The 24,282-nt window shown below is 41.9% G+C and carries 20 protein-coding genes and 2 pseudogenes; 8 read left to right on the top strand and 14 right to left on the bottom strand.

From position 1 onward, the window contains the following. Positions 1 to 22: 22 nt before the first annotated feature. The 4 genes from nifN to ACR5KR_RS06705 form a co-directional block, all read right to left on the bottom strand. Complete coding sequence (nifN, locus tag ACR5KR_RS06720) at positions 23 to 1,333, bottom strand: nitrogenase iron-molybdenum cofactor biosynthesis protein NifN (protein ID WP_445627216.1); 1,311 nt, start codon at positions 1,331 to 1,333, stop codon at positions 23 to 25. Continuing rightward, positions 1,333 to 2,727, bottom strand: coding sequence for a nitrogenase iron-molybdenum cofactor biosynthesis protein NifE (nifE, locus tag ACR5KR_RS06715; protein WP_445627217.1), 1,395 nt, complete (start codon positions 2,725 to 2,727; stop codon positions 1,333 to 1,335). The genes nifN and nifE overlap by 1 nt, the downstream gene beginning before the upstream one ends. Positions 2,728 to 3,293: 566 nt before the next feature. After that, on the bottom strand, positions 3,294 to 4,259 hold the full coding sequence (nifH, locus tag ACR5KR_RS06710) for a nitrogenase iron protein (protein ID WP_445627218.1): 966 nt from the start codon (positions 4,257 to 4,259) through the stop codon (positions 3,294 to 3,296). 724 nt (positions 4,260 to 4,983) lie between these two features. Then, entirely contained in the window at positions 4,984 to 6,114 is a 1,131-nt protein-coding gene (locus ACR5KR_RS06705) for a substrate-binding domain-containing protein (RefSeq protein ID WP_448265916.1), read from the bottom strand. A gap of 543 nt (positions 6,115 to 6,657) precedes the next feature. On the opposite strand from ACR5KR_RS06705, the gene ACR5KR_RS06700 reads away from it, so the two are divergent. Then, entirely contained in the window at positions 6,658 to 7,023 is a 366-nt protein-coding gene (locus ACR5KR_RS06700) for a hypothetical protein (RefSeq protein WP_448265915.1), read from the top strand. A 99-nt stretch (positions 7,024 to 7,122) separates the two neighbouring features. Further along, complete coding sequence (locus ACR5KR_RS06695; RefSeq protein ID WP_094353382.1) at positions 7,123 to 7,497, top strand: hypothetical protein; 375 nt, start codon at positions 7,123 to 7,125, stop codon at positions 7,495 to 7,497. Here ACR5KR_RS06695 and ACR5KR_RS06690 read toward each other — a convergent pair. Next, positions 7,468 to 7,665, bottom strand: a complete 198-nt coding sequence (locus tag ACR5KR_RS06690) for a hypothetical protein (protein ID WP_448265914.1) — start codon at positions 7,663 to 7,665, stop codon at positions 7,468 to 7,470. The two genes, ACR5KR_RS06695 and ACR5KR_RS06690, sit on opposite strands and share 30 nt — an antisense overlap. 317 nt (positions 7,666 to 7,982) lie before the next feature. On the opposite strand from ACR5KR_RS06690, the gene ACR5KR_RS06685 reads away from it, so the two are divergent. Both ACR5KR_RS06685 and ACR5KR_RS06680 read left to right on the top strand, forming a co-directional pair. Next, the gene (locus tag ACR5KR_RS06685) at positions 7,983 to 8,624 is read left to right on the top strand and encodes a hypothetical protein (RefSeq protein WP_292856419.1); all 642 of its coding nucleotides are present in this window, start codon (positions 7,983 to 7,985) and stop codon (positions 8,622 to 8,624) included. A gap of 10 nt (positions 8,625 to 8,634) precedes the next feature. Next, a complete protein-coding gene (locus ACR5KR_RS06680; protein WP_448265913.1) occupies positions 8,635 to 9,444 on the top strand; it encodes a pentapeptide repeat-containing protein in 810 nt (269 codons plus the stop codon). Positions 9,445 to 10,172: 728 nt separating this feature from the next. On the opposite strand, the gene ACR5KR_RS06675 is transcribed toward ACR5KR_RS06680, so the two are convergent. From ACR5KR_RS06675 to ACR5KR_RS06665, 3 genes are all read right to left on the bottom strand, one after another. Beyond that, a complete protein-coding gene (locus ACR5KR_RS06675) occupies positions 10,173 to 10,499 on the bottom strand; it encodes a helix-turn-helix domain-containing protein (RefSeq protein WP_445627224.1) in 327 nt (108 codons plus the stop codon). Next, positions 10,496 to 10,870, bottom strand: a complete 375-nt coding sequence (locus ACR5KR_RS06670; protein WP_445627225.1) for a type II toxin-antitoxin system RelE/ParE family toxin — start codon at positions 10,868 to 10,870, stop codon at positions 10,496 to 10,498. Before ACR5KR_RS06670 ends, ACR5KR_RS06675 begins: the two co-directional genes overlap by 4 nt. Positions 10,871 to 11,016: 146 nt before the next feature. After that, on the bottom strand, positions 11,017 to 12,468 hold the full coding sequence (locus tag ACR5KR_RS06665; protein WP_448265912.1) for an MFS transporter: 1,452 nt from the start codon (positions 12,466 to 12,468) through the stop codon (positions 11,017 to 11,019). A 77-nt stretch (positions 12,469 to 12,545) separates the two neighbouring features. Here ACR5KR_RS06665 and ACR5KR_RS06660 point away from each other — a divergent pair, with 77 nt between their 5' ends. After that, positions 12,546 to 13,067: a phosphoribosyltransferase gene (locus ACR5KR_RS06660; RefSeq protein ID WP_445627227.1), complete on the top strand. Its 522-nt coding sequence runs from the start codon at positions 12,546 to 12,548 to the stop codon at positions 13,065 to 13,067. Positions 13,068 to 13,101: 34 nt separating this feature from the next. On the opposite strand, the gene topA is transcribed toward ACR5KR_RS06660, so the two are convergent. After that, on the bottom strand, positions 13,102 to 15,273 hold the full coding sequence (topA, locus tag ACR5KR_RS06655; protein ID WP_445627228.1) for a type I DNA topoisomerase: 2,172 nt from the start codon (positions 15,271 to 15,273) through the stop codon (positions 13,102 to 13,104). A gap of 360 nt (positions 15,274 to 15,633) precedes the next feature. Between topA and ACR5KR_RS06650 the strand changes: the two genes are divergently transcribed. Together ACR5KR_RS06650 and ACR5KR_RS06645 are read left to right on the top strand one after the other, a co-directional pair. After that, complete coding sequence (locus tag ACR5KR_RS06650; RefSeq protein ID WP_448265910.1) at positions 15,634 to 16,920, top strand: AAA family ATPase; 1,287 nt, start codon at positions 15,634 to 15,636, stop codon at positions 16,918 to 16,920. Next, entirely contained in the window at positions 16,913 to 17,518 is a 606-nt protein-coding gene (locus tag ACR5KR_RS06645) for an RloB family protein (RefSeq protein WP_448265908.1), read from the top strand. Before ACR5KR_RS06650 ends, ACR5KR_RS06645 begins: the two co-directional genes overlap by 8 nt. Before the next feature lie 219 nt (positions 17,519 to 17,737). Here ACR5KR_RS06645 and ACR5KR_RS06640 read toward each other — a convergent pair. The 4 genes and pseudogenes from ACR5KR_RS06640 to ftsH all read right to left on the bottom strand — a co-directional run. Then, positions 17,738 to 17,878 (bottom strand): annotated as a pseudogene (locus ACR5KR_RS06640) (DUF928 domain-containing protein); the annotation flags it as partial. Continuing rightward, a complete protein-coding gene (locus ACR5KR_RS06635) occupies positions 17,862 to 18,521 on the bottom strand; it encodes a DUF928 domain-containing protein (RefSeq protein WP_448270111.1) in 660 nt (219 codons plus the stop codon). The gene ACR5KR_RS06635 and the pseudogene ACR5KR_RS06640, both read right to left, overlap by 17 nt. A 260-nt stretch (positions 18,522 to 18,781) precedes the next feature. Continuing rightward, positions 18,782 to 19,847, bottom strand: a pseudogene (locus ACR5KR_RS06630) (IS630 family transposase). A 410-nt stretch (positions 19,848 to 20,257) separates the two neighbouring features. Then, positions 20,258 to 22,147: an ATP-dependent zinc metalloprotease FtsH gene (gene ftsH, locus ACR5KR_RS06625; protein WP_448265907.1), complete on the bottom strand. Its 1,890-nt coding sequence runs from the start codon at positions 22,145 to 22,147 to the stop codon at positions 20,258 to 20,260. A 382-nt stretch (positions 22,148 to 22,529) separates the two neighbouring features. Between ftsH and ACR5KR_RS06620 the strand changes: the two genes are divergently transcribed. Beyond that, entirely contained in the window at positions 22,530 to 23,075 is a 546-nt protein-coding gene (locus tag ACR5KR_RS06620) for an NADPH-dependent FMN reductase (protein WP_448265906.1), read from the top strand. A 44-nt stretch (positions 23,076 to 23,119) separates the two neighbouring features. Here the strand turns inward: ACR5KR_RS06620 and ACR5KR_RS06615 are convergent, their stop codons facing one another. After that, positions 23,120 to 24,238: a ferrochelatase gene (locus ACR5KR_RS06615; RefSeq protein ID WP_445627232.1), complete on the bottom strand. Its 1,119-nt coding sequence runs from the start codon at positions 24,236 to 24,238 to the stop codon at positions 23,120 to 23,122. Between the last annotated feature and the right edge of the window lie 44 nt (positions 24,239 to 24,282).

The raw sequence follows: 24,282 nt of genomic DNA, 5'->3' as shown, positions 1-24,282 counted from the left end.
AACATTGGCATGATAAATAATATTAATGCTTAACCTTTGTTTCCTGCTCTAAAAACAGATTGCCAATATCAAATAAAAGTTGCATAGTACCTCGATAGCCAACTTTGGTAAACTGACCATAATCTAAGCGGTCAAAAATCGGAATACCTTGACGGTAGAGAGGAATTTTTAAGCGTTGAGCGATCGCCACTCCATGAGAGTTGGTAATTAGCAAATCAGATCCAACCGCCAGTTGCTCAAAGTCTTCCAAATCGCCGATAGTGATGCTTTTAATTGGAAGTTTTTCTAACAGAGGAAAGCGTGTTGTTGTCACTGCTGCGTGGATTTCAACTCCTAGCGATCGTAAAAAAGCAACTGTTGACCAAAGCAAATCAGGTTCTAGCGCCAAAGAAACTCGCTTGCACCCAAAGTAAAAGTGATTTTCCAACATCACATGTTGTAACTGACGGCGTTGACGGCGATATTTCTGTGGTACGCTGACACCACTAATATCCGCCAAAGCTTGCAGAAATTTATCTACTGCTGCTAGTCCCGTCAGTTCACCAAATACCTCATAAGGTATATTGAATCTTTGCTCCAAAATTTGTGCTGCACCCCGCATACTATCACCTAGTACCAAAGTGAATACAGAACTACCAATTGAGCGCAACTGTACTACATTTGTGCCATTAGCTGTTATGGCACTAGAAGAATCTTCTATATGACTATCTAGTACGCTAGAAAGATCGGGTACAACAATAGGTACAAGTCCAAAAGAGGTGACAATCTCTTTGATTTCTTGTACATCCCCTGGTGTGAAGGCAGAACTCGCCAAAATAGTGATTTGTGTGGGACAAGGGTCTTGTTTGAAGCCTTTTTGAGGAATTTCCCTGACTATACTCTCAACTGCACCAGCAAAGCCATCCTGTAATGTACCTTTGAAATCCGGTGTAGAGACAAGCACAATTGGTAAATAATCCAGTTCTGGATGACGGTGACGAATCTCCTTCACAAAACGCCCCATATCATCGCCTCTGGTTTCCACCAGCCCAGTGCTACAAAGACCAATAATTTCTGGTTTGGATCTCTGCACCAAAGTCAAGATTGCTTGTTCAACTCTTTCCTCGCCCCCCAAAATAGTTGCAACTTCGGTCATCGCTGTACTGGAAAGAGGAATTGTCTGACGGAAATGTTGTACTAATACTGCTTTAGTCAAAGCAGTACAGCCTTGAGAACCGTGTAATAAAGGCATGATTCCCTTCAACCCCAAAAAGGCTAAAACTGCACCCACAGTTTGGCTTTGCTTCAGGGGATTAACTGCAACAGATGTACTCGTAACGCTAATAATCGCCATCAAATTTTCTCCTCAGAAGAATTTTCTGCTGACCACGGGGCTGGCTGGTATACTTGCTCCCATACAGGGTTGTAAAAAGCGGCATACAGTTCTCGTGCTATTTCTAAAATTCCTATATAGCCCGCATAGGCATGATTGCGTTCAGTATTAATATCTAAGAATGGAATCCTAGCAGTGAGAGAGGTGTCTTGATGGCGTTTATCAGCAATTAACATATCAACGTGATTTTCGTTAATTATCTGTAGGATTTCTTCAGGACTATTTTGTTCTAAAATTATGCCATCTTGACCCAGCAAACTTTTGACTCTAATTTGATCCTCATCAGTATTATTCTTAGTCAGAATAGCAATAACTTCCATCCCCAATTTTTTAGCAGCAAAGATAATCAACCAACTCTTGAAACTTCCAATAGAAAGGATAATGCGCTTACCCTGTAATCGGGTAATATACAGAGCAAGTTTTTCATCTATTGCAGCAGTTTCTTCTACAATTAGCTTTTCTGTACGTTCCTGCAAATCAGGATTATCCAACTTTGCAGCAATATTCCTTAAACATTGATTGATTGACTCTATACCATAGATAGACTCTTCAATATAGGGAATGCCATATTTTTTCTCCATCCCTTTTGCCACGTTGATGAGTGCTTTGGAAGAGAGTATGACGTTAAGTTGGGCACGATGAGCGTAGCAAACTTCTTTGTACACAGCATCGCTTGTAATTTTTGCCAAAACTCTGATACCTAATTTCTCCAATAACGGTAGAACATTCCATATTGCACCTGCGATGTTATGTTCACCAATCAAGTTGATGTTGTATGGTGTACTAGTCTCTGGTTCAGATGTTCCAATAACGTGTTCTAGCAATGCTTCACCAGCAACACGATTGCCCAAATTTTGGTTCCCAATAAAGCCAGGACAATGTACAGGGATAGTAAGTATTCCTGTTTTCTCGGTGGCATCTTTGCAAACTCCTTCGATATCATCTCCAATCAAAGCGGTGATGCAAGTGGAGTAAACAAATACCGCCGATGGTTTGTAGCGTCTTGCTAATTCTAAAATGCCTTTGTACAGTTTTTTGGCTCCACCGAAGATGATATCGTTCTCATCGATATCGCTGGTAAAGCGTATTTTGTACAGCATCGAACCAGAAGAGAGACTGCTGTAACTTCCCCAAATACTGGCAGCACAGCCGCTTGGCCCGTGAACTACGTGAGCAGCATCGGTGATTGGTACTAGGGTAATCATTGCACTATCAAAAGCACAACTCCCTTGAGTAGTTCCAGGTTGGGGTAATTGTGTGGAGGACTTTTTTTTATGCAGTTTCTGCTGTTGACGAGTATCTTCAGAAGTGGAGTCACTGAGTGAATCGTTGATTTTTTCTGGGGTAGGATTCATTTGTTTGGTGACAATAGGTAGAAGTTATTAGGTGTTAAGTAAATTTTAAATTTTCATAAATTTTTAAGTTATTAACCGTGTATTTAAAATATGCAATAAAAGGGAATGATAAAGAGAATTTTACATCCCCTAAAACATAAACACCAACTAGGTTAGAGAAAGAGAAAACAAAAACACGAATTAGACTATTCAAGTATTAATGTTGCTGTGTAAACCTTGAGAAACTAGTGTTAGCACGGTGAAGTTGAAACAAACAAAATTTAAGATTGGCTATTCGATTACCTCCATTTTAAAAGATTTTTCAGGAGTGATGAGTGCTGAGTCCTGAGTAAGAAGTAATGAATAAGTAATATTAATGAATCTTCCTACTTTTAGCCGAGGCATTCGCTACTCAAAACTAATTTGATGCTTAGTCGGTCTAATTTTACTTTTTACTCAGCACGCACTAAACCTTAGCTATCCGCTAATGTTACTTAGCACTCAGAACTGTTTCGGTGAGAGGGTGGGCTATTTTTTGCCCACCTAATACTTACTTTGTATTTAGCACCGGAGTCTAAACAAGAACCTTACTTTTTCTCGCTACCGGAAACTATTTCTACATTGCCTTTTTTCAGTGCTTCTAAGGCTTCACCTTCAGCATCTTCTTGCTTCTTAACAGCATCGGCTTGGCTAATTAGTTTCGCAGCATTTTCTTCACTTTCAAGGATACCGAATTCAATCAACAAATCTTCTAGCTCATCCATTTCGATGGGTGTGGGAACGGCGAGATTTGTATTGTTGATAATCTTGTCTGCTAGTGTGCGATATTCATTAGCTTGGTTGCTGTCGGGTGCGTACTCGTTCACCGTCATCCGACGCAATTCGGCGTGTTGCACGATATTGTCACGGGGGACGAAGTGAATCATCTGAGTACTTAATCTAGCTGCAAGAGTGCTAATCAGTTCGTCTTCCCGGTCAGTTTTCCGGCTGTTACAAATTAGCCCACCCAAACGTACACCACCAGTGTGAGCATATTTGAGAACGCCACGAGCAATGTTGTTAGCTGCAAACATCGCCATCATTTCACCAGAAGTAACGATGTAGATTTCTTGGGCTTTACCTTCACGAATTGGCATCGCAAAACCACCGCATACAACGTCGCCCAAAACGTCGTAGGATACGAAGTCTACATCTGAGTAAGCGCCGTTTTCTTCAAGGAAGTTAATAGCGGTGATGATACCCCGGCCGGCGCAACCTACACCAGGTTCTGGCCCACCTGATTCTACGCATCTGATATCGCGGAAACCAGTGATTACCACTTCTTCGAGTTCGATATCTTCCACAGCACCCCGTTCAGCAGCTAAATGCAGCACGGTAGTTTGAGCTTTACAGTGCAAAATCAAACGAGTGGAGTCAGCTTTGGGGTCACATCCGACAATCAAGATGCGTTTACCCACTTCTGCCATTGCAGCAAGGGTGTTTTGGGAAGTGGTAGATTTGCCAATACCACCTTTACCGTAAAAAGCAATTTGTCTAATTTTGTCGTCGGACATGATAATTTATCCTGCAATTGTTTGTTTGGTGGGTCTGTCAGTTGATGAGGCGTTGGCACAAAGTAGTGCTTACCAGAGTGCTGTCAAGTTACAGCAGTAACCTGATGTAGAACGTTGTTGGAGGTGCTCGTTCTACAGCAAAAAGAGTCTGTATCCAGAACATAATTAAGTTTTGGTCAGTTTTCATTGGCCACTAGTCATTGTTTTTTCTCACTAATGACTAGAGCGATAAGACATCACTCAAGGAATATTGCAAGTATTACCATCCACTCATCCAAATGATTTCTCTGACGGTAGTAATACCACGTGAGTTCGACAGACCTCTCCCGGACAGCCTGCCTCTCCTAAAAGGCGAACGCGAGTGCGTCTGGGTAAGGAGAGGGAGGAGTAACCAGTAAGGAGAGTTTTTGCTCCCCTCTCCTGGTAGGAGAGGGGCTGGGGGAGAGGTCAAAATAGCACTCGTCGAACTCACGTTAATACCAATTGGAAAAAAGAAAGCGACAAATAGACCATTTGTAGAGACGCGATGAATCGCGTCTTTACCCAAGGATGTATTGCTATAGATTCCAAACTGGAAACTCAAATTGAAATCCGAATTACGAATTGAGCATCATCAGTTGTTGTAATCTCCTGAAGGTTGCTCATACCTAAAGAGTGGTTGCAGCAGGATTTAAATTTACGCCAAGTTTTCCCTAAACCACACAACCAACCATTGCAATCCACTCTAAACAGTCGCTACAACTTCCCCGATTTTGCTGATATCGTAACCGCCAAGAATTTCAAATTGGGAGTGAACCATGCGATGTCCCAAAGTACTGAGCAACTGTTGTACAGGTGCTTCTTCCAAATATTCCTTGAGAATCACCAAATCATATCGTGACTGATGTAGAGGGATAAATCCCAGCCCAAAGGCGGTAGCTACAGATGCCGTACTCATACCAGCATCGGCAACTCCTCTGACTACAGCTTGGGCGACATCTTGGTGAGTTTTGAGTACATTATCAAAGCCCTGAACAGCATCGAACGGTATCTGCTCTTTTTGGAGTGTTTGTTCCAAAAGCATCCGACTACCAGAACCGATTTCGCGGTTGACAATAGTCGCCCCTGCAACTAAATCACTAACTGTTCTAATTCCCATTGGGTTCCCTGACTTTAACAAAAGTCCCTCCTCCCAGACACCAAGGGTAATCAGAACTGCTTCCCTCCCAGCCAGAACATCTCGAACAAAGGGAGTATTATACTCACCAGTCTCAGGATCGTAGAGATGCATCCCAGCGATGTGCGCCTCACCTCTGCATAGACTGTGCAATGCAGCCATGCTATTGGCAAAGTTATATTGAACTCGCAGTTGGGGATGCCAGCGTTCGGTGGCTCTTGCCCATAGTGAAATTACAGGGGCACAACCAGCAATCACAACGGTGTTGTGAAGTGTGTCGAGATTATCGTCTAAAAGACGGACTCGAACTTTATTTGTACCTGTAAGGCTTGTACTTTCTCCGTCAGCCGGAATCATATCTTGGCGAAAAGCATCCTTACCAATCAACGGATAAGCTATCCATTGTCCTCCGACACGAGCCATGCTAACTCGCAGTTGCTGACCGTTAGGAACGGGTTTGGCAAGAACGGCTTCAATTTCAGGTAAATCCCGCTCTAACCAGAATAGATCCTCAACTTGACAGCCAAGCGCTTTGGCCAAGCGAAGTGTTATGGCTACTGAGGGAGCATATTGTCCCGACTCTACACCACTAATAGTCTGACGAGTCACATTAGCGATGTTAGCCAAATCTTGTTGGCTCATGCCTAAGCGAGTTCTAATTGACTTCAAGTTATTACGGAGGTCACTATCCTGCTTCATTGGCTTTGTCTCTTAGTTTCAAAAAGCCGTAGCGGATTTAAACATTGCATCTGCCAAGGCGAAAGTCTGGTCTTTGAGTTTATATCATTTCTCTTGGAAGACTTTTTGTGCTTTCGCTGTCTTGATTCCCCATATAAAAAGACTATCACAGAAATTGCCAATTTGCTTGCGAAGCGCAAATTATTTTTGCAGATGGTTGTTTTTTACCTGCTAGTTTGGCTTAAAAGCGCCAAACTCCAATAAACAGAGCATTTATTTTGCAGTAAATTTTTACCAATTAAATTGGTAAATAGTAGTATTCAATACAGTTTTAGGGATTAGTTTCAGCTTTGATGCTTGATAGACGAGTAACACAAACAGTAGAAAACATACCAACCAATTTCGCTTTTTAGGGTAAATTTTGCCCTGACGAAAAATTACCTATTTGACTAAAGTGAATATGCACATGGCATCAGCAAATAATTGCTGTTTGAAGTTTTTGCACAATCAATTAGGTATTTACCAAAGTATGCAACAGATGGCAACAAAGTAGTGGAGAAAGTAATGATTACCGAAGAAGACTTAGCCCAGCAATTTAACGTAATTATTGAACACACTCACCCACAGGTATGGAACCTGTTAAACCAATGTTATGTGAAGATAATCAATCCTCATCCTCATTTAACAAGAATGAATATAAAAACATGCATCCGCTATACAAAATACATTGGTATTTATTGCCCTGATAGACTAATTAATGCTGTCGTAGAACAAAAAAACCTACTCAAAGAAGTAGCAGAATACTTAGGGCTAGTTGAAGTTGTTTGCTTTAATGCCAATAACTTGATGCGCGATCCACTCTCAAACCTCAAGCAAGCTTATCCCCAGTTGTGGTTAGACTTGCTGTGGATTGTTACTCAAGAACAATAACCTAGTAAACCTGATTTTTTTGCAATATTCAATCTGCAAAAAATCAAAAGTACCAATCTTCATCGCAGCTTCGTTACTTTTGAAGCTTGCCAAAACCTTATGAATCAACCATGCCTACATCCAGATGATTTGCCTTCACCTCAAACAATCAAGCTAAGTGAAATACTATTTCGACAACTTGAAGAAGCAACGAAAAAAAGCTTTTTCCTAGCGTGCGATCGCATGACACGGATTTTGTTATCAAGTTGTCATTGGTATTTCCAAATCAATAGTGGCGTTTTGACGTTGATTTTGATTTGTAATAACATGGAAAGTTATCGCAATATCATGAAAACTGTTCCCCAATTTGCCGATCGCTTAAAACAGTTTGCTAACAGAGCTAAAATTACTGTCAGTTCTCCAATCGACAAAGGTATACCGTGGGTACTCAGCATCGATAATGTCTTACCGGAAGGGGACTTGCCCAGTACTTGATAGATATACCAGAAAAATCGCGATCGCCCCTTTTGCCGAATATTGGCGATCGCGCCAAAATATCAAATCACGGCAAGGTGTGTAAGCGCTTTGTATCTGCTTATTTAACTGATTGAGAGGATAGGGATGAAAATAAAAACAACTTGAGCTAGAAAAAGCCATATTCATTGGTATCTAAATTCCTTGCGATTCCAGTTGGGAGATGTTGGGGAAATATTTGGGGTAAAACTGGGGTAATGTAAAAGGGTCAAGATGTTTACAAAGTAGCTGTGTTAAACAAAAATTATGTCGTCCGCCCGAAGTAGATTTTATCCCAAGACGACGATGGTCTTTTAAATAAGCATTAGCTTCTATAATTGCCATTTGACACACGGGTATAGATCCGTATAACAGATTTTGCGCTTTTTTATACCCTATATTGTCAAGTTAGGCACTTATATCTCGCATATAGATAACTTTTACCCTCACGACTGGAGAGCAAAATCTTGGGCATAGAATTACGCAGTTTCGTATTTCTCGACAGCCTGCAACCTCAACATGCAGCATATATGGGAACAGTAGCCCAAGGCTTCTTACCATTACCAGGAGATACATCACTGTGGATTGAAATATCTCCTGGTATCGAAATTAATAAAATTACGGATATCGCCCTGAAATCTGCCTCTGTCCGTCCGGGAGTACAGGTAGTGGAAAGACTATACGGACTACTAGAAGTTCATTCTAGCTCCCAAGGCGAAACCAGAGCTGCTGGTCAAGCTATTTTGGCGGCACTGGGAGTCCGAAGAGAGGAATGTCTGAAACCGCGGGTTATTTCTAGTCAGATTATCCGCAACATCGATGCTTATCAAACCCAACTGATTAATCGCACGCGCCGAGGACAGCTACTACTAGCAGGTCAAACGCTGTATGTATTAGAAGTGGAGCCTGCTGCTTACGCCGCACTAGCTGCCAATGAAGCGGAGAAAGCAGCGAGGATTAACATTTTAGAAGTTCAAGCTGTAGGTAGTTTTGGACGGCTTTACTTAGGTGGACAAGAACAGGATATCCTAGCAGGAGCAGCGGGAGCATTAACGGCTATTGAAAGTGTCGCTGGTCGGGTAAATTCTCTGGGTGGGCGTCAGGAGTAAAGGAGAGAAAATGGCAAATCGAGAGCATCTAACTTTACTCAAAGCAGGTGCAGTTAAATGGATTGAGTGGAGAAAGAAAAATCCCCAGATTGAACCAGACCTGAGCGCCGCGAATTTGCAAGGCGATAACCTCAGAGGTGCAAACCTCCAAGGGGTAAACTTGAGAAGAGTTGATTTAGGTAATGCTTTACTTGTGCGGGCAAACCTCAGTGGTGCTGACCTCAGTAGTGCCAACCTTTATAAAGCCTTCCTAAATGAAGCTAACCTGAGTGCGGCTAACTTCAGTGTTGCTAACTTGAGTGGTGCTATACTTATCCAGGCAGATTTGAGTTATGCCAATTTGATTGGAGCTGACTTAAGCGGGGTGGATCTTAGAGATGCTGCCATCGCATCTGCTAATTTAATTGGCACTGACTTAAAAAGCGCTAACTTGAGAGATGCTGATTTAGGTGCAGCAAAGTTGATCCGGGCTAACCTCTCTTTTGCCAACCTGATTGAAGCTAACTTGATTGCGGCTGACCTTAGCGAGGCGAGTTTGTACGAAGCAGAGGTTTTAGGAGCTTATCTTTACAAAGCTGACCTATACAAAGCTAATCTGACCAAGGCTCACCTAAGTGGTGCATACTTGTTACGGGCTAACCTAAGTCAAGCTAATTTGAGTCAAGCTGACTTGAGTTGGACTAACCTGAGAAATGCGAATTTGGCAGGGGCGAATCTTAGAGGAACTAACCTTAGAGGAGCCGACATTCGGGGAGCTAACCTCAGCGGCGTAAATCTTCAAGAAACAATTATGCCTAATAATAACGCGATCGCTTTCTAATTTTCTAGCCAATTGAGAACTGTTGTAGGTGCGTGGTTCTTGTTTTAGACATTCTTCCAAAAACACTGTGTCGAATAGCACTAAGTTAAGATACAGCCCTTGCCCTAACTGGTTCCGAGCCTCCAGGCTCGGAACCCATTCTGGGAGGCTCCGCCTCCAGTGGCTTAACGAGAGGCAGAGCCTCTCGGAACACATTCCCAGCCTGGAGGCTGAGAACGAGTCTAAACAAGCCTTTAGGCTTTTCTTAGTGCCATTCACACTATGTCCTTTTGTTTCCACTTTGCCTTCCCCCCGCGTCCTGGTCGTTCCCAAAGCCCTTCCATACCAAGTTTCTGCCATTTATGCAAAACATCTCTGACTGTTTGCAGAGAAAATCGCAGCGCATCCTCCCTCAACCCCACACAAGGATTATCGTAAGTTCAAGGGTTTAAGACCCCTACATCTATATGTAGAACCAGTTTCAGTCGGGGTTTAAATCCCCGTGTGAAATGTCTTGAATTTTGAATTTTGAATTTTGAATTTTGAATTGTTAATTGGTTGCATTTAGCTTGCCTAATGCGTGAGCTATCTAGGATGGCATTGACACACAGCGATCGCCCGATGGTGTCGTCTACTCACGGATAAAACCCCTTCACTGTGGCCTCGTTGCTGGATGATGGTCTGTGGTATTGTCAAGAGCCATTTCATGTACCGTAAGAATTAAGAAATTTTCAGGCTTCCATCCTTCCCTATAGCGATATCACAGTTTCAGTAGATTCGCCCTGCGCGTGACGAGGGCGAAGATGTAAAGTGATTTCCGTATCGAGTCGCTTGAGGAAAATGAGCAGTTTGCCCTCGCTGAATCTTTGAAACTCTCCTTTCATCAAACGAGATACTTCTGGCTGCGGAATGCCAAGAAGTTCGCTGATTTCACGCTGTTTCAGGTTGCGTTGTTTCAAAAGGCGGAGTACCTGAATCCCTATTTTGCCCCGTGTAAAAAGTTCATCCGCATTCTCCAAACCGAGGTCAGCGAATACGTTGCCACTGCTTTGTTCAAAAATCGGTTCCTGTGTCATTGTTGTTTCTCCCTGGCTATCGCATCCTTATAGCGTTGTTTAATGAGGTCAACATCAGCCTGTGGAGTTTTAATCCCCTGCTTTGATTTCTTTTGAAAAGCGTGCAGGACATAAATTCTCTCTGCAATCTTTACCGCATAGACTGCCCTGTAAGTATCGGTATCGTAGCGTTTGACAATTTCATACACGCCGCTTCCAACCCCTTTAAAAGGCTTGGCATCCATTGGTGTTTCCCCTGCTTGCACCAATTGCAGTGCATAGCCTACTGATGCACGTACCTCTTCTGGAAATGAACGGATATTTTTGAGAGAGTCTCCCATCCAAACCAGAGGTCGTAAAGGAATTTCTATAATATCCTCATCTTCATCCATTTTATATGAAATTTCCTATAAAACCAGTCAGACAATAGCATGAAATGTCCCCCGCACCACCAGAGAGCTAAATTTTATTTACAGTTTTTTCTTTCCCTTTTCCCCAAAACCTGACAAGTATTGCCCTGCCGCCTACTCCTTGCTCTTTAACTCCCCTTCTTCTCTTGCCGTTCTTTGAGTTTCAGCATAATTTGGGCGTGCATCTCGCGGGTAATTGGGTAAAAATACGTTAAAACTAAGCCAAAAATCAGACAAACTGTTGGTATGGGGCCAACGGCAACACGAATAGCAAACAGTGCTGATTCCGGTTGGATGGGTAGTGGACTTCCAGCTACAGATTCTTTGAAACCAGATGCTTGCAAAGCATTTCCCACCAAAAATAGTCCCAAAGCTAAACCAAATTTTTGCAGCAAAACCATGAAGCCATAAAAAATGCCTTCTCTGCGTTGTCCGGTTTGCAGTTCATCTAATTCAATCACATCTGGAATCATTGACCAGGGAATTAGATAAGCTGTGGAGACACCAATACCTGCCATCACAGCCATCACATACATCAAAACTATTTGACCAGGCTGTAAGAAAAATAGTCCGGCTGCTGCTATAATCCACAAACTCATTCCCAGAAAATAAACAACTTTTTTGCCGATTTTTGTACTCAACGCTCCCCAGACAAATAGCATTAACAGAGCAGTTCCTTGGACTGCAATCATCACTGTGGGCACATCTGATTCTTTGAGTCCCATACAATTGACTACAAAATAAGGAATAATGCTGGCTGTTACCTGTACGCCTAGCCAAGAACAAAGATATATACCAATAACAAATAAAAAAGGTCGGTTGCTAAAGACAATTTGTAGCTGTTCAAAGAAGGGGAGAGATGCAGGTTCCTCGGTTTGGCTGCGTTTAGCCTCAAAAGCCAAGATGCGATCGCGGACTCCAAAAACGCACCAATATAATCCTAAAATCGAAATTACCGTACAAATGGCTGCTAAAACGAGATATTGTTGTTGGCGATCGCTAATTTGAGAAAAAACAATTTGCGTTAAAATCAACGATAAAATGCTGCCACCAATGGAAAATGTAAACCGATAGCTGTTAAGGCTGGTACGTTCGTCGTAATCTTGAGTTAATTCTGGAGTCATTGCCGTATAAGGCAAATTCACAACTGTGTAAAACGCCTGAGATATCACCCCAATCGCTACGTAATACAAAAACAGCGGCCAAATATTATCACTCTGATTTGCACTAAATCGCGGTACAATCCACTGCAAGAAGAAGAAAACTCCAAAGGGAATAGCCCCATAAAACATCCAAGGAAGACGACGACCCCAACGACGAGATTTCGTTTTATCAGTCAGAAACCCGACAACCGGATCGTTTACCCCATCCCAAATTTTGCCAATCATCAAAATACTCCCAGCTAAACCCGCAGGGATACCAGCGACGTTGGTAAAGAAAACCAGCAGAAAAAAGACGGAGATATTTGCAGTAATTGCTGGGCCTAAATCCCCTGCACCGTAAGCCAGCTTTGTTTTAAGGTCAAGTTTTTCACTGAGAGGATTTCGTTGAACATCACCATCAGCAGCAGAATCATTCATAAAACTTTGCACTCATACTAAAATAAAAAATCTGCAATCGCCTTCAATACTAGCCATCTACCACTCCCGTTAGACTTATGCCAGACCTTTATGTTTCTTGGTCAGATTATCACCAAAAAATTGAACAACTGGCTATTCAGATTTATCAATCAGGTTGGGAATTCAACCAGATTATCTGTCTTGCCAGAGGAGGACTACGAGTTGGAGATATTCTCTCGCGTATATACCAGCAACCACTGGCAATTTTAGCAACCTCATCTTACAGTGGCCCTGGCAAGCAAGAAAGAAATAATCTAATTTTCTCCCGCCACTTGACAATGACTGCCGAAAAGTTGGGTTCGCGCATTCTCCTAGTGGATGACTTAGTAGATTCTGGGATCACACTCCAACAGACTATACCTTGGCTCAAGCAAAATATTGATTTTCCCATTGAGGAAATTCGCACTGCCGTTCTTTGGTATAAAGCTTGTTCAGTTATAGCACCCAATTATTATGTTGATTATCTGCCTGACAACCCCTGGATTCATCAACCCTTTGAACACTATGAAAATCTGAACCCCGCAGAACTTGCGGGTAAGGTAAATAAAGTTAGGAGTTAGGAATGATGAGTGAGGAGTTATTAATTCAAAACTCCTAACTTTTAACTCCTAATTCCCCAAACTTAGGACTCCACCACCCTTTTTGTGTACTGAAATAAGCCACATCTTTATGTTTGGTATCCTTACGGGATTGTGAATTAGAACATCGCAACATTGTCTTACTCTGCCCCTCTTTGATATAACTGTACTCCTCTAGAGGTTTCTTACATACTGGACAGGGATATGCCGTCACCTTCACGGGAGGCCTTTGTTGATTCTCAGCTTGGACTGTTTTAGTTTGTGGTGGCTGCCAAGTTTTGTTAAAGTCGCTCCAAAACAACACGACATTTTCACAGCCTTTTGTACATTTGAGGAAATATTTCTTTTTAACTTTAGTACTCGGAATTTTGGAAAGAAAATTTTTGCATTCAGGACATCGCGTCTTGGAAGTTTCATATTTGCGCTCAGTTATCACATTAGCTTTACCTTTTGGGGAACTCGCAACTACAGTTTTAGCTTTGGAAAGTGCTGGTACAAAGTAATTCTGATTCCAACTAGTTAAATAATGCTGCCAAGAATTCTTTCCTTCAGAAATGGCATCAAGGGCATCTTCCATTTTCGCTGTGAATTCCGCCTCTAGTAAATCCGGCAGTGCTTTGAGCAAAAAGGCATCAACTTCTAACCCTAACGCTGTCGGTTGCAGATGGTCTTTTTTCAACTCGACATAATTGCGTTTTTTTAAGGTAGCAACAGTAGGAGCATAAGTACTTGGGCGACCAATTCCTTTACGTTCCATTAGTTGCACTAATTTGGGTTCGCTATAACGCGGTGGTGGCTGAGTTTGCTTCTTTTCATGTCCAGCATTCTCCAGTTTCAATGCTTGTCCCTGTTGTAATGAAGGTAAAACACTATCTTTACTGAGATTGTTCCAGTAACGGGCATAACCGTAAAATTCAATTACTTGCCCTCTAGCTGACCACAGTAGAGAACCAGATTGAGTAATCACCAAAGTTTTACGCAATTGGGCAGCTTTACATTGAGAAGCAATTGACCGTTTCCAAATCATTACATACAGATTAAACTCATCATCAGGAAGTTCTAAGCGCAACTGAGCTGAGGGACGAAATACATCCGTGGGGCGAATCGCTTCATGTGCTTCTTGAGCCGATTTACTACTACGATGCTTGGCGAGTTGCTGCGGTACATTCTGCGGGTCGTTTTGCTCTAACCATTTACGGGCGCTGGCACAAAATTCTGGACTCAGCATTACTGAGTCTGTTCGCATATATGTGATCAGCCCTGCCTCATACAGCTTTTGAGCAACAACCATAGTTTTATCGGGAGCAAACCTCAGCTTTGAACCGGCTGCTTGCTGAAGGCTAGAAGTTGTAAACGGTGGCGGTGGCTGGCGGTTAACGATTTTTCCTTCAAAATGGATAACCTGATGAGGATGTCGCTGTGCTTCTTCAACTAAACGTGTTGCCTCTGCTTCCGAAAGAACGCGCTTAGACTCCGGTGTTTCTGGACTATTACCTACCTTCGCGTCATCATGAGTTTCAGTTTCTTGTTCTGCTGCATCTTTTGCAGAATCGACCGTACCTTTGTAAAAAGCCCGAAATCCTTCCGCATAATCTACCCAGACACTCCAGTAATCTTGGGGGACAAACGTCAGAATTTCGTTTTCTCGCTGACAAATCAGGTGCAATGTCGCGCTTTGGACTCTGCCAACACTCTTAGCACCGTTATTCAATGCCCAAACTAAAGGACTACCCTTGTAACCTACCAGCTTATCTAGACAATCTCGGCACAACCCAGCACCAATCAAGTTTTGGTCTAGCTTTCTGGGATTAGCGATCGCACTCTGTACCGCCGATGCTGTAATCTCAGTATAAATTACTCGTTTCGGTTCCCTTAAACCCAGCGTTTCTTTAAGATGCCAAGCGATCGTTTCCCCTTCCCGGTCTGGGTCAGTTGCTAAGACAACTTCATCAACCTGCCTTACCGCAGACTTGAGCTTTTGGATTGTTTCTTTCGCTCGTTGGTCACGCGGAACGTAATTGCATCGGACATTACTGCCGTCCATGACAAAGCCTAAGGAATCGTCTCCTTCATTGCTGAGTTCTCGGATATGACCACAACTGGCGAGAACTTTCCAATCCGAACCCAGAATTTGACTGAGTTTTTTGACTTTTCCGGGAGACTCGACTACAAGCAGGCGTTTGATCATAGCAACTGCGTTCTAGATTTTGAGTAATACACTGGCAATTGCAATTAGCGATCGCCTATTCTCGTCATCTGGATTTTATAGAATACTGTACCAAAAAGCTTTAGCAATTGCTGAACTCTGAAGCAATTTTCTTGTACTTAAACCTTTGCTTCACTTCTAAGTGTCTAGGGTCAGCTTTTGCAACAAAACCGCTATCGTCCGGTGCAAGCGTTTATTATGCTGCATACATTAATAACAGTACATCTGTACACAGTAAAAAACAATCTTATAATTTAGCATTTTTAACCAATTATTGCTACTCTTAAAGCAGTAAATTACTATTTATTCACAATTTTCTATCAGAAGCCTAAACTTCATCCTATGCTTATTGAATTTAGTGTCGGTAACTACAGATCGTTTAAAGAGCAAGTCACCTTTAGTATGGTGGCAGCAAATCTTGTCGCAAAAGACAAAAAGCTCGACGAAAACAACGTTTTTGAAATAGATAAAGAATTAAAACTACTTAAAAGCGCTGCAATATACGGTGCAAATGCTAGTGGTAAAAGTAACCTAGCTACAGCTTTAGGTTTCATGAGATGGTTTATGATTAATTCTTCTAAAAATACTCAAAGTACTGAAAAAATAGATATTGAGCGATTTAAACTCAGCACCGAAACCGAAGCTCAACCATCTTTTTTTGAAATAGTATTTTTAATGAATGGCAAGAGATATAGATATGGTTTTGAGGCAACTATTGAAAAGGTTGTCTCTGAATGGTTATTTTATGTTCCTAAATTAAAAGAAACTAAACTTTTTGAGCGGAAACTGGACAAAATTAGTGTTTCTAAAACATATAAAGCTGATGGAATTCAGCAAAAAACAAGACAGAATGCCCTCTTCTTATCTGTATCTGCTCAATTTAATGTCCAGATTGCACAGGAAATCTTAGATTGGCTAACAAACAAAGTTGGACTTATCTCTACTTTAAATGATCGAGGGTATAGAGGATACACAGTTAGTTGTTTAATAGATAACGAAAATAAAGATGAGATTTTTCAGTTGCTCAAAAAACTAGATTTGGGATTTAGCGATATCAAGGTAGAAGAAAGTGAAATTACTACTGATTCTTTGCCTAAAGAATTACCAGATGAACTCAAGAACTTAATTTTAAAAAATCTGGAAGGAAAATTATCATCAGTTCAAACCATACACCAAAAATTTGATGACAAAGGAAATCCTGTATCTACAGAGATTTTTAATTTAGATGAGCAAGAGTCGGAGGGTACTAAAAAAGTCTTTGCCTTGGCAGGGCCTCTTGTTGACACACTGAAAAATGGTAAAGTTCTCATAATTGATGAATTTGATGCTAGAATTCATCCTTTGATCAGCCGTGCAATTGTGGAATTATTTAATTCTAATGTAACTAATCCAAATAATGCTCAGTTAATATTCATGACTCACGATACCAATTTGCTTAACAATAAACTTTTTCGGAGAGATCAAATTTGGTTTACTGAAAAAAATAGATATGGTGCAACAGATTTGTACTCTTTAGCAGAATACAATGTAAGTAACGACGCTTCATTTGAGAGTGATTATATTCAAGGTAGATATGGCGCAATTCCATACATTGGAAATTTGAATCATCTAATCGACTCTCATGGCTAAAACAAAAGCAAACTCTCGTGGATATTCACCAAGAAAAGTTAATACTAGGGAAGTCAAACAGAGATTCTTAATCGTATGTGAAGGAGCGAAAACTGAACCTAACTACTTTAGGAGTTTTCGTGTTCCTAAGAATGTCGCTGAAATAGACGTGCAGGGTTTAGGAGAAAATCCCAGCAAACTAGTTCAAAGTGCAAAGGAATTAAAAAAGCAAGGAGAGTACGATCAGGTTTGGTGTGTTTTTGATCGTGATTCTTGGACGATAGAAGATTTTAACAACGCTATTAAAAATGCTGAAGCTCAAGGGTTTAAAGTGGCTTATTCTAATGAAGCGTTTGAATTATGGTATGTTCTGCATTTTGAATTTCTCAATACTGGTATCCCTCGAAGTGATTATCTGAGTAAGTTAACTTCTTTATTTGGTAAAACATATCAAAAGAATAGCGAAACGATTTATGATGAGCTATTTGAGAAGCAATCTATTGCTATTAAAAATGCTGAAAATCTTCTTAAACAATATAATCCTCCCACTCCAGCTAAAGACAATCCATCAACAACGGTGCATTTATTAGTAAAGGAACTCAACAAGTTTATTGTATAAAGAGACTCTGAGTAGCTAGACAATTTTACGCCCACTGAAAACCGTAAGGTTAGATGCTACGACTACGCTGTAATTTATATTTGATGAGTCTGCACAGTGAGCAGTAAACCAAATTATCCACGAGATTTAAGGCAAACTGCGATCGATCAACTGGTTAATCTTAAATTGAAGAGTAAAAAACCCAGCTTCTCTATGAAAACCGGGTTTTTCAGTAATTGTTTATTTTTGAGCAGTACAACAGGGTAATAAAGGCTTGTTTACAACTTCTTTAATGTCTACTGAATTCAACAAATCTTCCCAATATTTTTGAACTTCGGGATCGTTAGGACGCTGGCGGCGCAAATTAGCTAAAGTTCTGAGAGAATCTTCCCAAAATCCGGCTGTGGCAAATAAAACTGCCCGATTCCAAGTCTGTGTTTGGTTGGTTTAGCTGAAGAGATAGATTTTCATCTTGCGATCGCACAATTGTACCTTCTACATACGAGTCTTTATCGCGGTTATTAGGATCGCAAATCATCGAAAAAGTCCAATTATATTCTTTACCTATTTGTAGAGATGGCCGATCGACAGGTACATTTACGCTAACAATACCATTCTGCCCAACAGGTTTGAAAGTTCCTTTATATAACGGGTCAATGCTATCACCATCCCGCAAAACAAATTCTAGTGCTTGCACTGTTGTCGAGGTTTGAGGAAGGTAGAAAAAGAATGTGGGACGTTCTGCTGTGGTGCGTTGAGCTTCCTTATCTGTTGGTGTCAGGGGAATAATATATTGTCCAGTTTGAAAGCAACTTCCCCGTGTTCCTGCTGACCTTACTCTACCAGGTCTACCTGGCACAAAGGCGATACGATTTCTACTGCTACCGCGTTGAATGTAACTTGTAACATTTCTAATTGCAGCAGTAGCATATCTATCTCCAGGACGTAGCCGCTCTGCTTGCTGAAAATTCAATAAAGCTTTTCTATAGTTTCTGCGTTTGGTTTCATTATAGCCAGCCAGCATATATTGGGTGTAAGCAGATTTTGCTTGTGCGAGTTGGTAAACTGATGTTGCCAAAACCTGAGTAATGCTTACAGGCTCGAAGGGCAGAAATGCTAAAGCAGCAAGCAGATAGCTTGCCCAAAATCTATGTTTCATAATTGTTTATGTTTACTTGTAGTACATTATTTCGGTATATATAATACAATAGCCTAAGCTTTACAGTGACAAGACTTTATTGTACATTCAAGGGTTTAATATGATGTCCGGCTAATTAACCATAATTAAGCTGCAAATTCAGACCACCAGTAAAAATTGGTTAAACCGCGAATGAGATCGGGACGGTCAATAATTTGGCGACAGCGCTCAAATAAAGCCTCCTCAACCCGATCCAAATTTTCAAAACTACGATTGGCAATTGGTTCATTGGTAAGTGTCCATAGGCGCTCTGCGGGTTGTAATTCTGGTGAGTGGGACGGTAGAAACAAAAGATGAATACCCTCTGGTACAGAGACTTGATTGCTTATGTGCCATCCGGCTTGATCTAGAACTAAAACAACTTGTTTGGTTTTACCAACATTAAAGTGACGAGCAAAATCTTGAAGTACGCGAGTAAACAATTCGATATTGACATAGGGTAAAATCCACCAATACGTTTGCCCAGATTTGGGGTGAACAAAACCATACAACCACAACCATTGAAATCGCCAGTTGACATTTGCAATCGGTACTGCCAATTCATCAACCCAAATACGACGAATCACTGGTTTGAGTCCAACACGATGTTCATCCATTGCCCACACTTCCACGTCGCAATCTGGGTTTGTTCGTTTGATCTGTTCGACTTCGTTGACCAAATTTTTTTTTCCATTCCTCTTGTTCAGTAGGACTTGGTTGAGTATGTTCAGGGCGAGGAACTCGCAATCGGTAGCGCATTTGTTTAAGATAATCCCATCCTCGCTGACGACTGACACGACGACCAATCAGCCTCCCAATCCAGTCTGCTACTTTACGACCGTTCCACAGTCCCCCTTCAATTGGTGGTTCCTGCAATGCTTGCCACAGATAAGCTTGTTGCACATCATCAAGCAATGGTTCGATACCACCTTGATTGTGATTGCGCTGGTCTCCCAATGTTTGTGGACCAATGCGGTTATAGCCCCAAACCAATTCATAAATCCAGCTACGACTGTATCCCGTCGCTGTGGCTACTTCTGCGGTACGCAATCCTTTGGCTAGTAACCAAATAATTTGATAATGTGTTCGCTCGACTGGTTCTTTCGCTTGGCGGTATCGGATCTCCAACTCTTCGAGGCTAAGATGCCCCTCGATTGTGATTCGTTTTGGCATGGCGATCGCTCTTGTACTACACCCTTCATCTTTATTATGGTTGATTGCCCGGACATCATATAAGACCCCAACCATACACGTAGCATATTTTGAGTCGGGGTTTAAATCCCTAACTCAAAATGTCTTGAATGCGTGAATTTTGAATTTTGAATTTTGAATTTTGAATTGTTAAATGTGCTACTTTCTGGGAAGGCTGAGGTAGTATTGTAATTTTTTTTCACAACAAAATTCCCAACTTTTTTCAGAAGTTGGGAATCTTAACCTTTGGATTTTCAGTAGTCTAAAGTTGATAGACTATTAGCTTTTGCCTATTCCTTAATAGACATCCGGTGAAATTAAAGATGCGCTATCCAGAACCTTTGTAGAGACGTAGTAGTGCTACTTCTCTACATTATTTCTCACTCATATTTTTAATGAGGTACAGCCAATTGTTCATCGGCTACCTGAACATGATCGGTAACAATTTTGCGGAATACATCACCTTCAATTGTTTCTTGTTCTGCTAGCAAATCTACTAAACGCTCCAAAACTACGCGGTTTTCTTCCAACAGTTCTTTGGCCTTAATGTAGGAATTGCTAACAATTTCGCGCACTTGTGAATCAATTTTGGCAGCAATTTCTTCAGAATAGTCTGATTTGTTCATCCAGTCGCGTCCTAAAAATACCTCTCCACTCTGATTTTCTAGTGACAATGGGCCTAATTCTGACATCCCAAAGCGTGTCACCATCTGCCGCGCCATCCCTGTCACGTGTTGCAAGTCATTGCTTGCACCTGTGGTCACTTCTGGCTTCCCAAAAACGATTTCCTCGGCGGCGCGACCACCCAAAGTAGCAGTAATCCTCGATTTGAGTTGGGAACGGGAAATTAACCCCTGTTCTTCGTTGGGAGTAAACCAAGTTAATCCCAGTGCTTGTCCCCGTGGAATCAATGTAACTTTCTGCACAGGATCGTGCTCTTTGAGCAATGTGCCTACTAAAGCGTGTCCAACTTCATGATAGGCAATTAAGCGCTTGCTCTTGCTGTCTACTAAGGCGGTACCTTCCATACCTGCAACAACTCGGTCTACAGCAGCATCAATTTCTAAAAGAGTGACGGCTTCTTTACGTCTTCTAGCGGTGAGAATGGCGGCTTCGTTGAGTAAGTTAGCTAAATCTGCGCCAGTAAAACCAGGAGTGCGGCGAGCGATCGCTTCTAATGATACGCTAGGATCGATTTTCTTATTCCGCGCGTGGACTTTCAAAATTTCCAGTCGTCCTTTGAGATCGGGTGGATCGACCATCACTTGTCTATCAAAGCGTCCCGGTCTGAGCAATGCTGTATCTAAAACATCTGGGCGGTTTGTGGCAGCAATAATAATGATACCTGTGTTACCTTCAAAACCATCCATTTCGGTGAGCAGTTGGTTCAAGGTTTGTTCGCGCTCGTCGTTACCGCCACCGATTCCAGCGCCCCGTTGTCTGCCTACTGCGTCAATTTCATCGATAAATATTAGACAAGGGGCATTATCTTTGGCTTTCTTGAAAAGGTCGCGCACGCGAGATGCACCCACACCAACGAACATTTCTACAAATTCTGAACCGGAAATACTGAAGAATGGTACACCGGCTTCACCTGCGATCGCTTTTGCTAGTAAAGTTTTACCAGTACCAGGAGGGCCAATTAACAGCACTCCTTTGGGAATCCGTGCGCCTACAGCCGTAAATCTTTCTGGCTGTTTCAGGAAAGTCACAACTTCTTCGAGTTCTTCTTTCGCTTCTTCAACCCCGGCGACATCTTCAAATTTCACTCCAGTTTTTGCCTCCATTTGGAAGCGAGCTTTGGATTTGCCGAAATTCATCGCTTGGCTAGAAGCATTAGTAGAGCGTCGGAGGAACAATAGCATTAAAGCCACCAGTGGCAAAATCCACATTAAGTTGATCAACAGCCCAACAGCAGCTCGACTGTTAGCAGAGGAAACTTCGCCAAAATCAACATTCTTGTCTTTGAGAATATTGACTAACTCTGTGTTTTGTGCTAATAGTCTTACCTGTTGCGGTGGTGTATTATCTTTTTGCCCCTTGAGATAAACCTTTGCTAGCTGTTCGGTTTCGTCAAGCTCTACTTTCTCGACTTCTCCCGCCTTCACTTTCTTGATCAAATCACCATAATTTAGCGAGGCGGTTTCTGCTTTTTGTGCCATGACAGGAGTATTTCCGAAAATTCCTGGCAACATAATCAAACTAGCAGCAATTGCACCAACCCAAGCAACGCGCTTTGAGGACTGCCTTTTTATCAATGCTTTTTTTCCCGAATTTGTCATAATAATTACCCTTTGTCTGCTGGCACAAGTTAAGCGCTGGTTTTATGCCTATTCTTCTATCAAAAATTGTAATAACTGGAAATTACACTTTTCTTATCTAGTCTAACTTCCACATAAAAGCATTCCCAAGTTTCTTCAGGCTATTACATAAAGTTGAGCGATCGTTATCTAGATTTATGTAGTTGTTAAGACTAGACATTGGGCACAAAAGGCAGAGGTGCAAAGGGGACTTACTGCTCCCCTGCTCCCTTCCTTCCCCAATCTCCAGTAGATATTAATTTGACACATTCTGGCACAAATCGCTAAGATAAACATAGTCATAACGATTCCGTTTTTTAAGAAATCTGATGATAGTAGCTAGTTAATAGTTTGTGGGTTAATTATGGTGAAAATTATTGGCATTGGTGGTAGTTTAAGACCTAACTCTTATACCCAGCTTGCTTTAGAAGTCGCAGCGCAAAGGGTTGAAGCTGTAGGCGCAGAGGTAGAAATTCTCGATTTACGAGAGTTGCAGCTACCATTTTGCACTGGCGCAAAGGAGTATCCAGAGTATCCAGATGTTCAGCGGTTGCAAAATACAGTTAGTCAGGCTGATGGGTTAATTTTAGCGACACCTGAGTATCATGGTGGCGTTAGTGGTGTCCTGAAAAATGCCCTGGATTTGATGAGTTTTGACCAACTGTCTGATAAAGTGACGGGATTGATTAGTGTCTTGGGTGGTCAGTCTAATAGCAACGCTCTAAATGACCTACGGCTAATTATTCGTTGGGTACACGGTTGGGTGATTCCCGAACAAATTGCGATCGGACAAGCTTGGGGTGCTTTCAGTCCTGAAGGCAAACTAGTAGATGAGAAACTCTCTCAAAGATTCGATCAATTTGCTCAGAGTTTAGTTGATAACACTCGCAAGCTGCGGGGTGTGAATTAATTGTAGGGTGGGTCTAGCTTTGCCCACCCTCGTAAACTCAAAACTTAATGATGATGGTGGTGATGATGGCGATCGCCAGCTAGTTGGGGATTAACTGCTAAAGGTTGCTCTGACAACAACTCTGCAATATGAGCATCAGCCCATTGCGCCGCCATAGCCAAAAATTCTGGGCGATCGTTGACGCAAGCCATTTGTACGTAGTTCGTACCAGGATGCTGTTTCTCTAAAGCGTGGATGATATGGTGTACATCCAATAAAGTTTCGTGGTTTTCTGTGGCAAAGCCAATCGGCATAAAAATTACCACTTTTGCACCCAGTTGAATCAGGTTATTTGCAGCTTGCTCGGCGTTTGGCTGTGTCCAATCAATTAAGGGCGTGTCATGATTGAGCCAACCCACGGAGATTAACGGATAGCGGTTAATCAACTTATCCCGAACCAAGTCGTACATTGCTTCACTTTCGGCAATCCCAGAAGTAAAGCCTTTAGCTTTGTGGGGACAGCCATGATTCATTAAGACAATGCCGATTTGAGAAGGGAGATAAGCTCCGGCTAACTCAGCAATTTTCTCTTCAACCAGATGAGCCATCAAATCGATGTAGGCTGGTTCGTTGAAGAAAGAAGGAATGTAGCGCTGTGCTTTAACCCAGTGTTCCTCACCATCAGTCAACTCAACGAGAGCATTGTTAACTTGCTCGATCGCAATCCCACTAGTAAAGATAGAATCAACAACCAGTAGTGGGTAAATCAGCAGCTTCTCGAAGCCTTGGTTTTTGATTTCTGCCAAGACTTGATTGGGTAGAAAAGGCGCACAGAAGTTAAAAGCCTTGAAAACTTGAACCTTATCGCCCCATTTTTCTTGTAAATTCTTCTCAATCCCAGCCCGTTGCTGTTCAAAAATGGCATTGTGTGGGGAGATAAAATCGTGGTGTGTGTGTCCCCACTCATGGCGGTCAAATAGCGCCAAAAGCTTTGCCAGAGGCGGATAAATCCAGGTTGGTACTGGTGCGAACTTTGCTGTCAGTAGATTTAAAGCCTGTTCGTTATAGTTGGCGAAATCTTCGTAGCTTTCGACTTCGCCGTAGCCCATAAGCAGTACGGCTACACGGTCTTTACCTGATAGATGCTCGTGGGTGTGTTGTACTTTTTCCGGCGTGGCAACCACAATTAATTCCTCAATATAACCAGAGTGCAGAGAAATATAACGTT

This window comes from Nostoc sp. DSM 114159 (assembly GCF_053470285.1).
The sequence above is the reverse complement of the archived record's forward strand: the minus strand, read 5'-3'. Positions and strand labels throughout refer to the sequence as shown.

Bases quoted from the DNA above. Each gene is read 5' to 3' on its own strand.
- ACR5KR_RS06660 (WP_445627227.1), top strand. From the start codon at position 12,546: ATGCCAGACCTTTATGTTTCTTGGTCAGATTATCACCAAAAAATTGAA.
- ACR5KR_RS06675 (WP_445627224.1), bottom strand. From the start codon at position 10,499: ATGACACAGGAACCGATTTTTGAACAAAGCAGTGGCAACGTATTCGCT.
- ACR5KR_RS06700 (WP_448265915.1), top strand. From the start codon at position 6,658: ATGATTACCGAAGAAGACTTAGCCCAGCAATTTAACGTAATTATTGAA.
- nifH (WP_445627218.1), bottom strand. From the start codon at position 4,259: ATGTCCGACGACAAAATTAGACAAATTGCTTTTTACGGTAAAGGTGGT.
- ACR5KR_RS06705 (WP_448265916.1), bottom strand. From the start codon at position 6,114: ATGAAGCAGGATAGTGACCTCCGTAATAACTTGAAGTCAATTAGAACT.
- ACR5KR_RS06620 (WP_448265906.1), top strand. From the start codon at position 22,530: ATGGTGAAAATTATTGGCATTGGTGGTAGTTTAAGACCTAACTCTTAT.
- ACR5KR_RS06680 (WP_448265913.1), top strand. From the start codon at position 8,635: ATGGCAAATCGAGAGCATCTAACTTTACTCAAAGCAGGTGCAGTTAAA.
- nifN (WP_445627216.1), bottom strand. From the start codon at position 1,333: ATGGCGATTATTAGCGTTACGAGTACATCTGTTGCAGTTAATCCCCTG.
- nifE (WP_445627217.1), bottom strand. From the start codon at position 2,727: ATGAATCCTACCCCAGAAAAAATCAACGATTCACTCAGTGACTCCACT.
- ACR5KR_RS06670 (WP_445627225.1), bottom strand. From the start codon at position 10,870: ATGGATGAAGATGAGGATATTATAGAAATTCCTTTACGACCTCTGGTT.
- ACR5KR_RS06635 (WP_448270111.1), bottom strand. From the start codon at position 18,521: ATGCTGGCTGGCTATAATGAAACCAAACGCAGAAACTATAGAAAAGCT.
- ACR5KR_RS06690 (WP_448265914.1), bottom strand. From the start codon at position 7,665: ATGAATATGGCTTTTTCTAGCTCAAGTTGTTTTTATTTTCATCCCTAT.
- ACR5KR_RS06695 (WP_094353382.1), top strand. From the start codon at position 7,123: ATGAATCAACCATGCCTACATCCAGATGATTTGCCTTCACCTCAAACA.
- ACR5KR_RS06665 (WP_448265912.1), bottom strand. From the start codon at position 12,468: ATGAATGATTCTGCTGCTGATGGTGATGTTCAACGAAATCCTCTCAGT.
- ftsH (WP_448265907.1), bottom strand. From the start codon at position 22,147: ATGACAAATTCGGGAAAAAAAGCATTGATAAAAAGGCAGTCCTCAAAG.
- ACR5KR_RS06645 (WP_448265908.1), top strand. From the start codon at position 16,913: ATGGCTAAAACAAAAGCAAACTCTCGTGGATATTCACCAAGAAAAGTT.
- ACR5KR_RS06650 (WP_448265910.1), top strand. From the start codon at position 15,634: ATGCTTATTGAATTTAGTGTCGGTAACTACAGATCGTTTAAAGAGCAA.
- topA (WP_445627228.1), bottom strand. From the start codon at position 15,273: ATGATCAAACGCCTGCTTGTAGTCGAGTCTCCCGGAAAAGTCAAAAAA.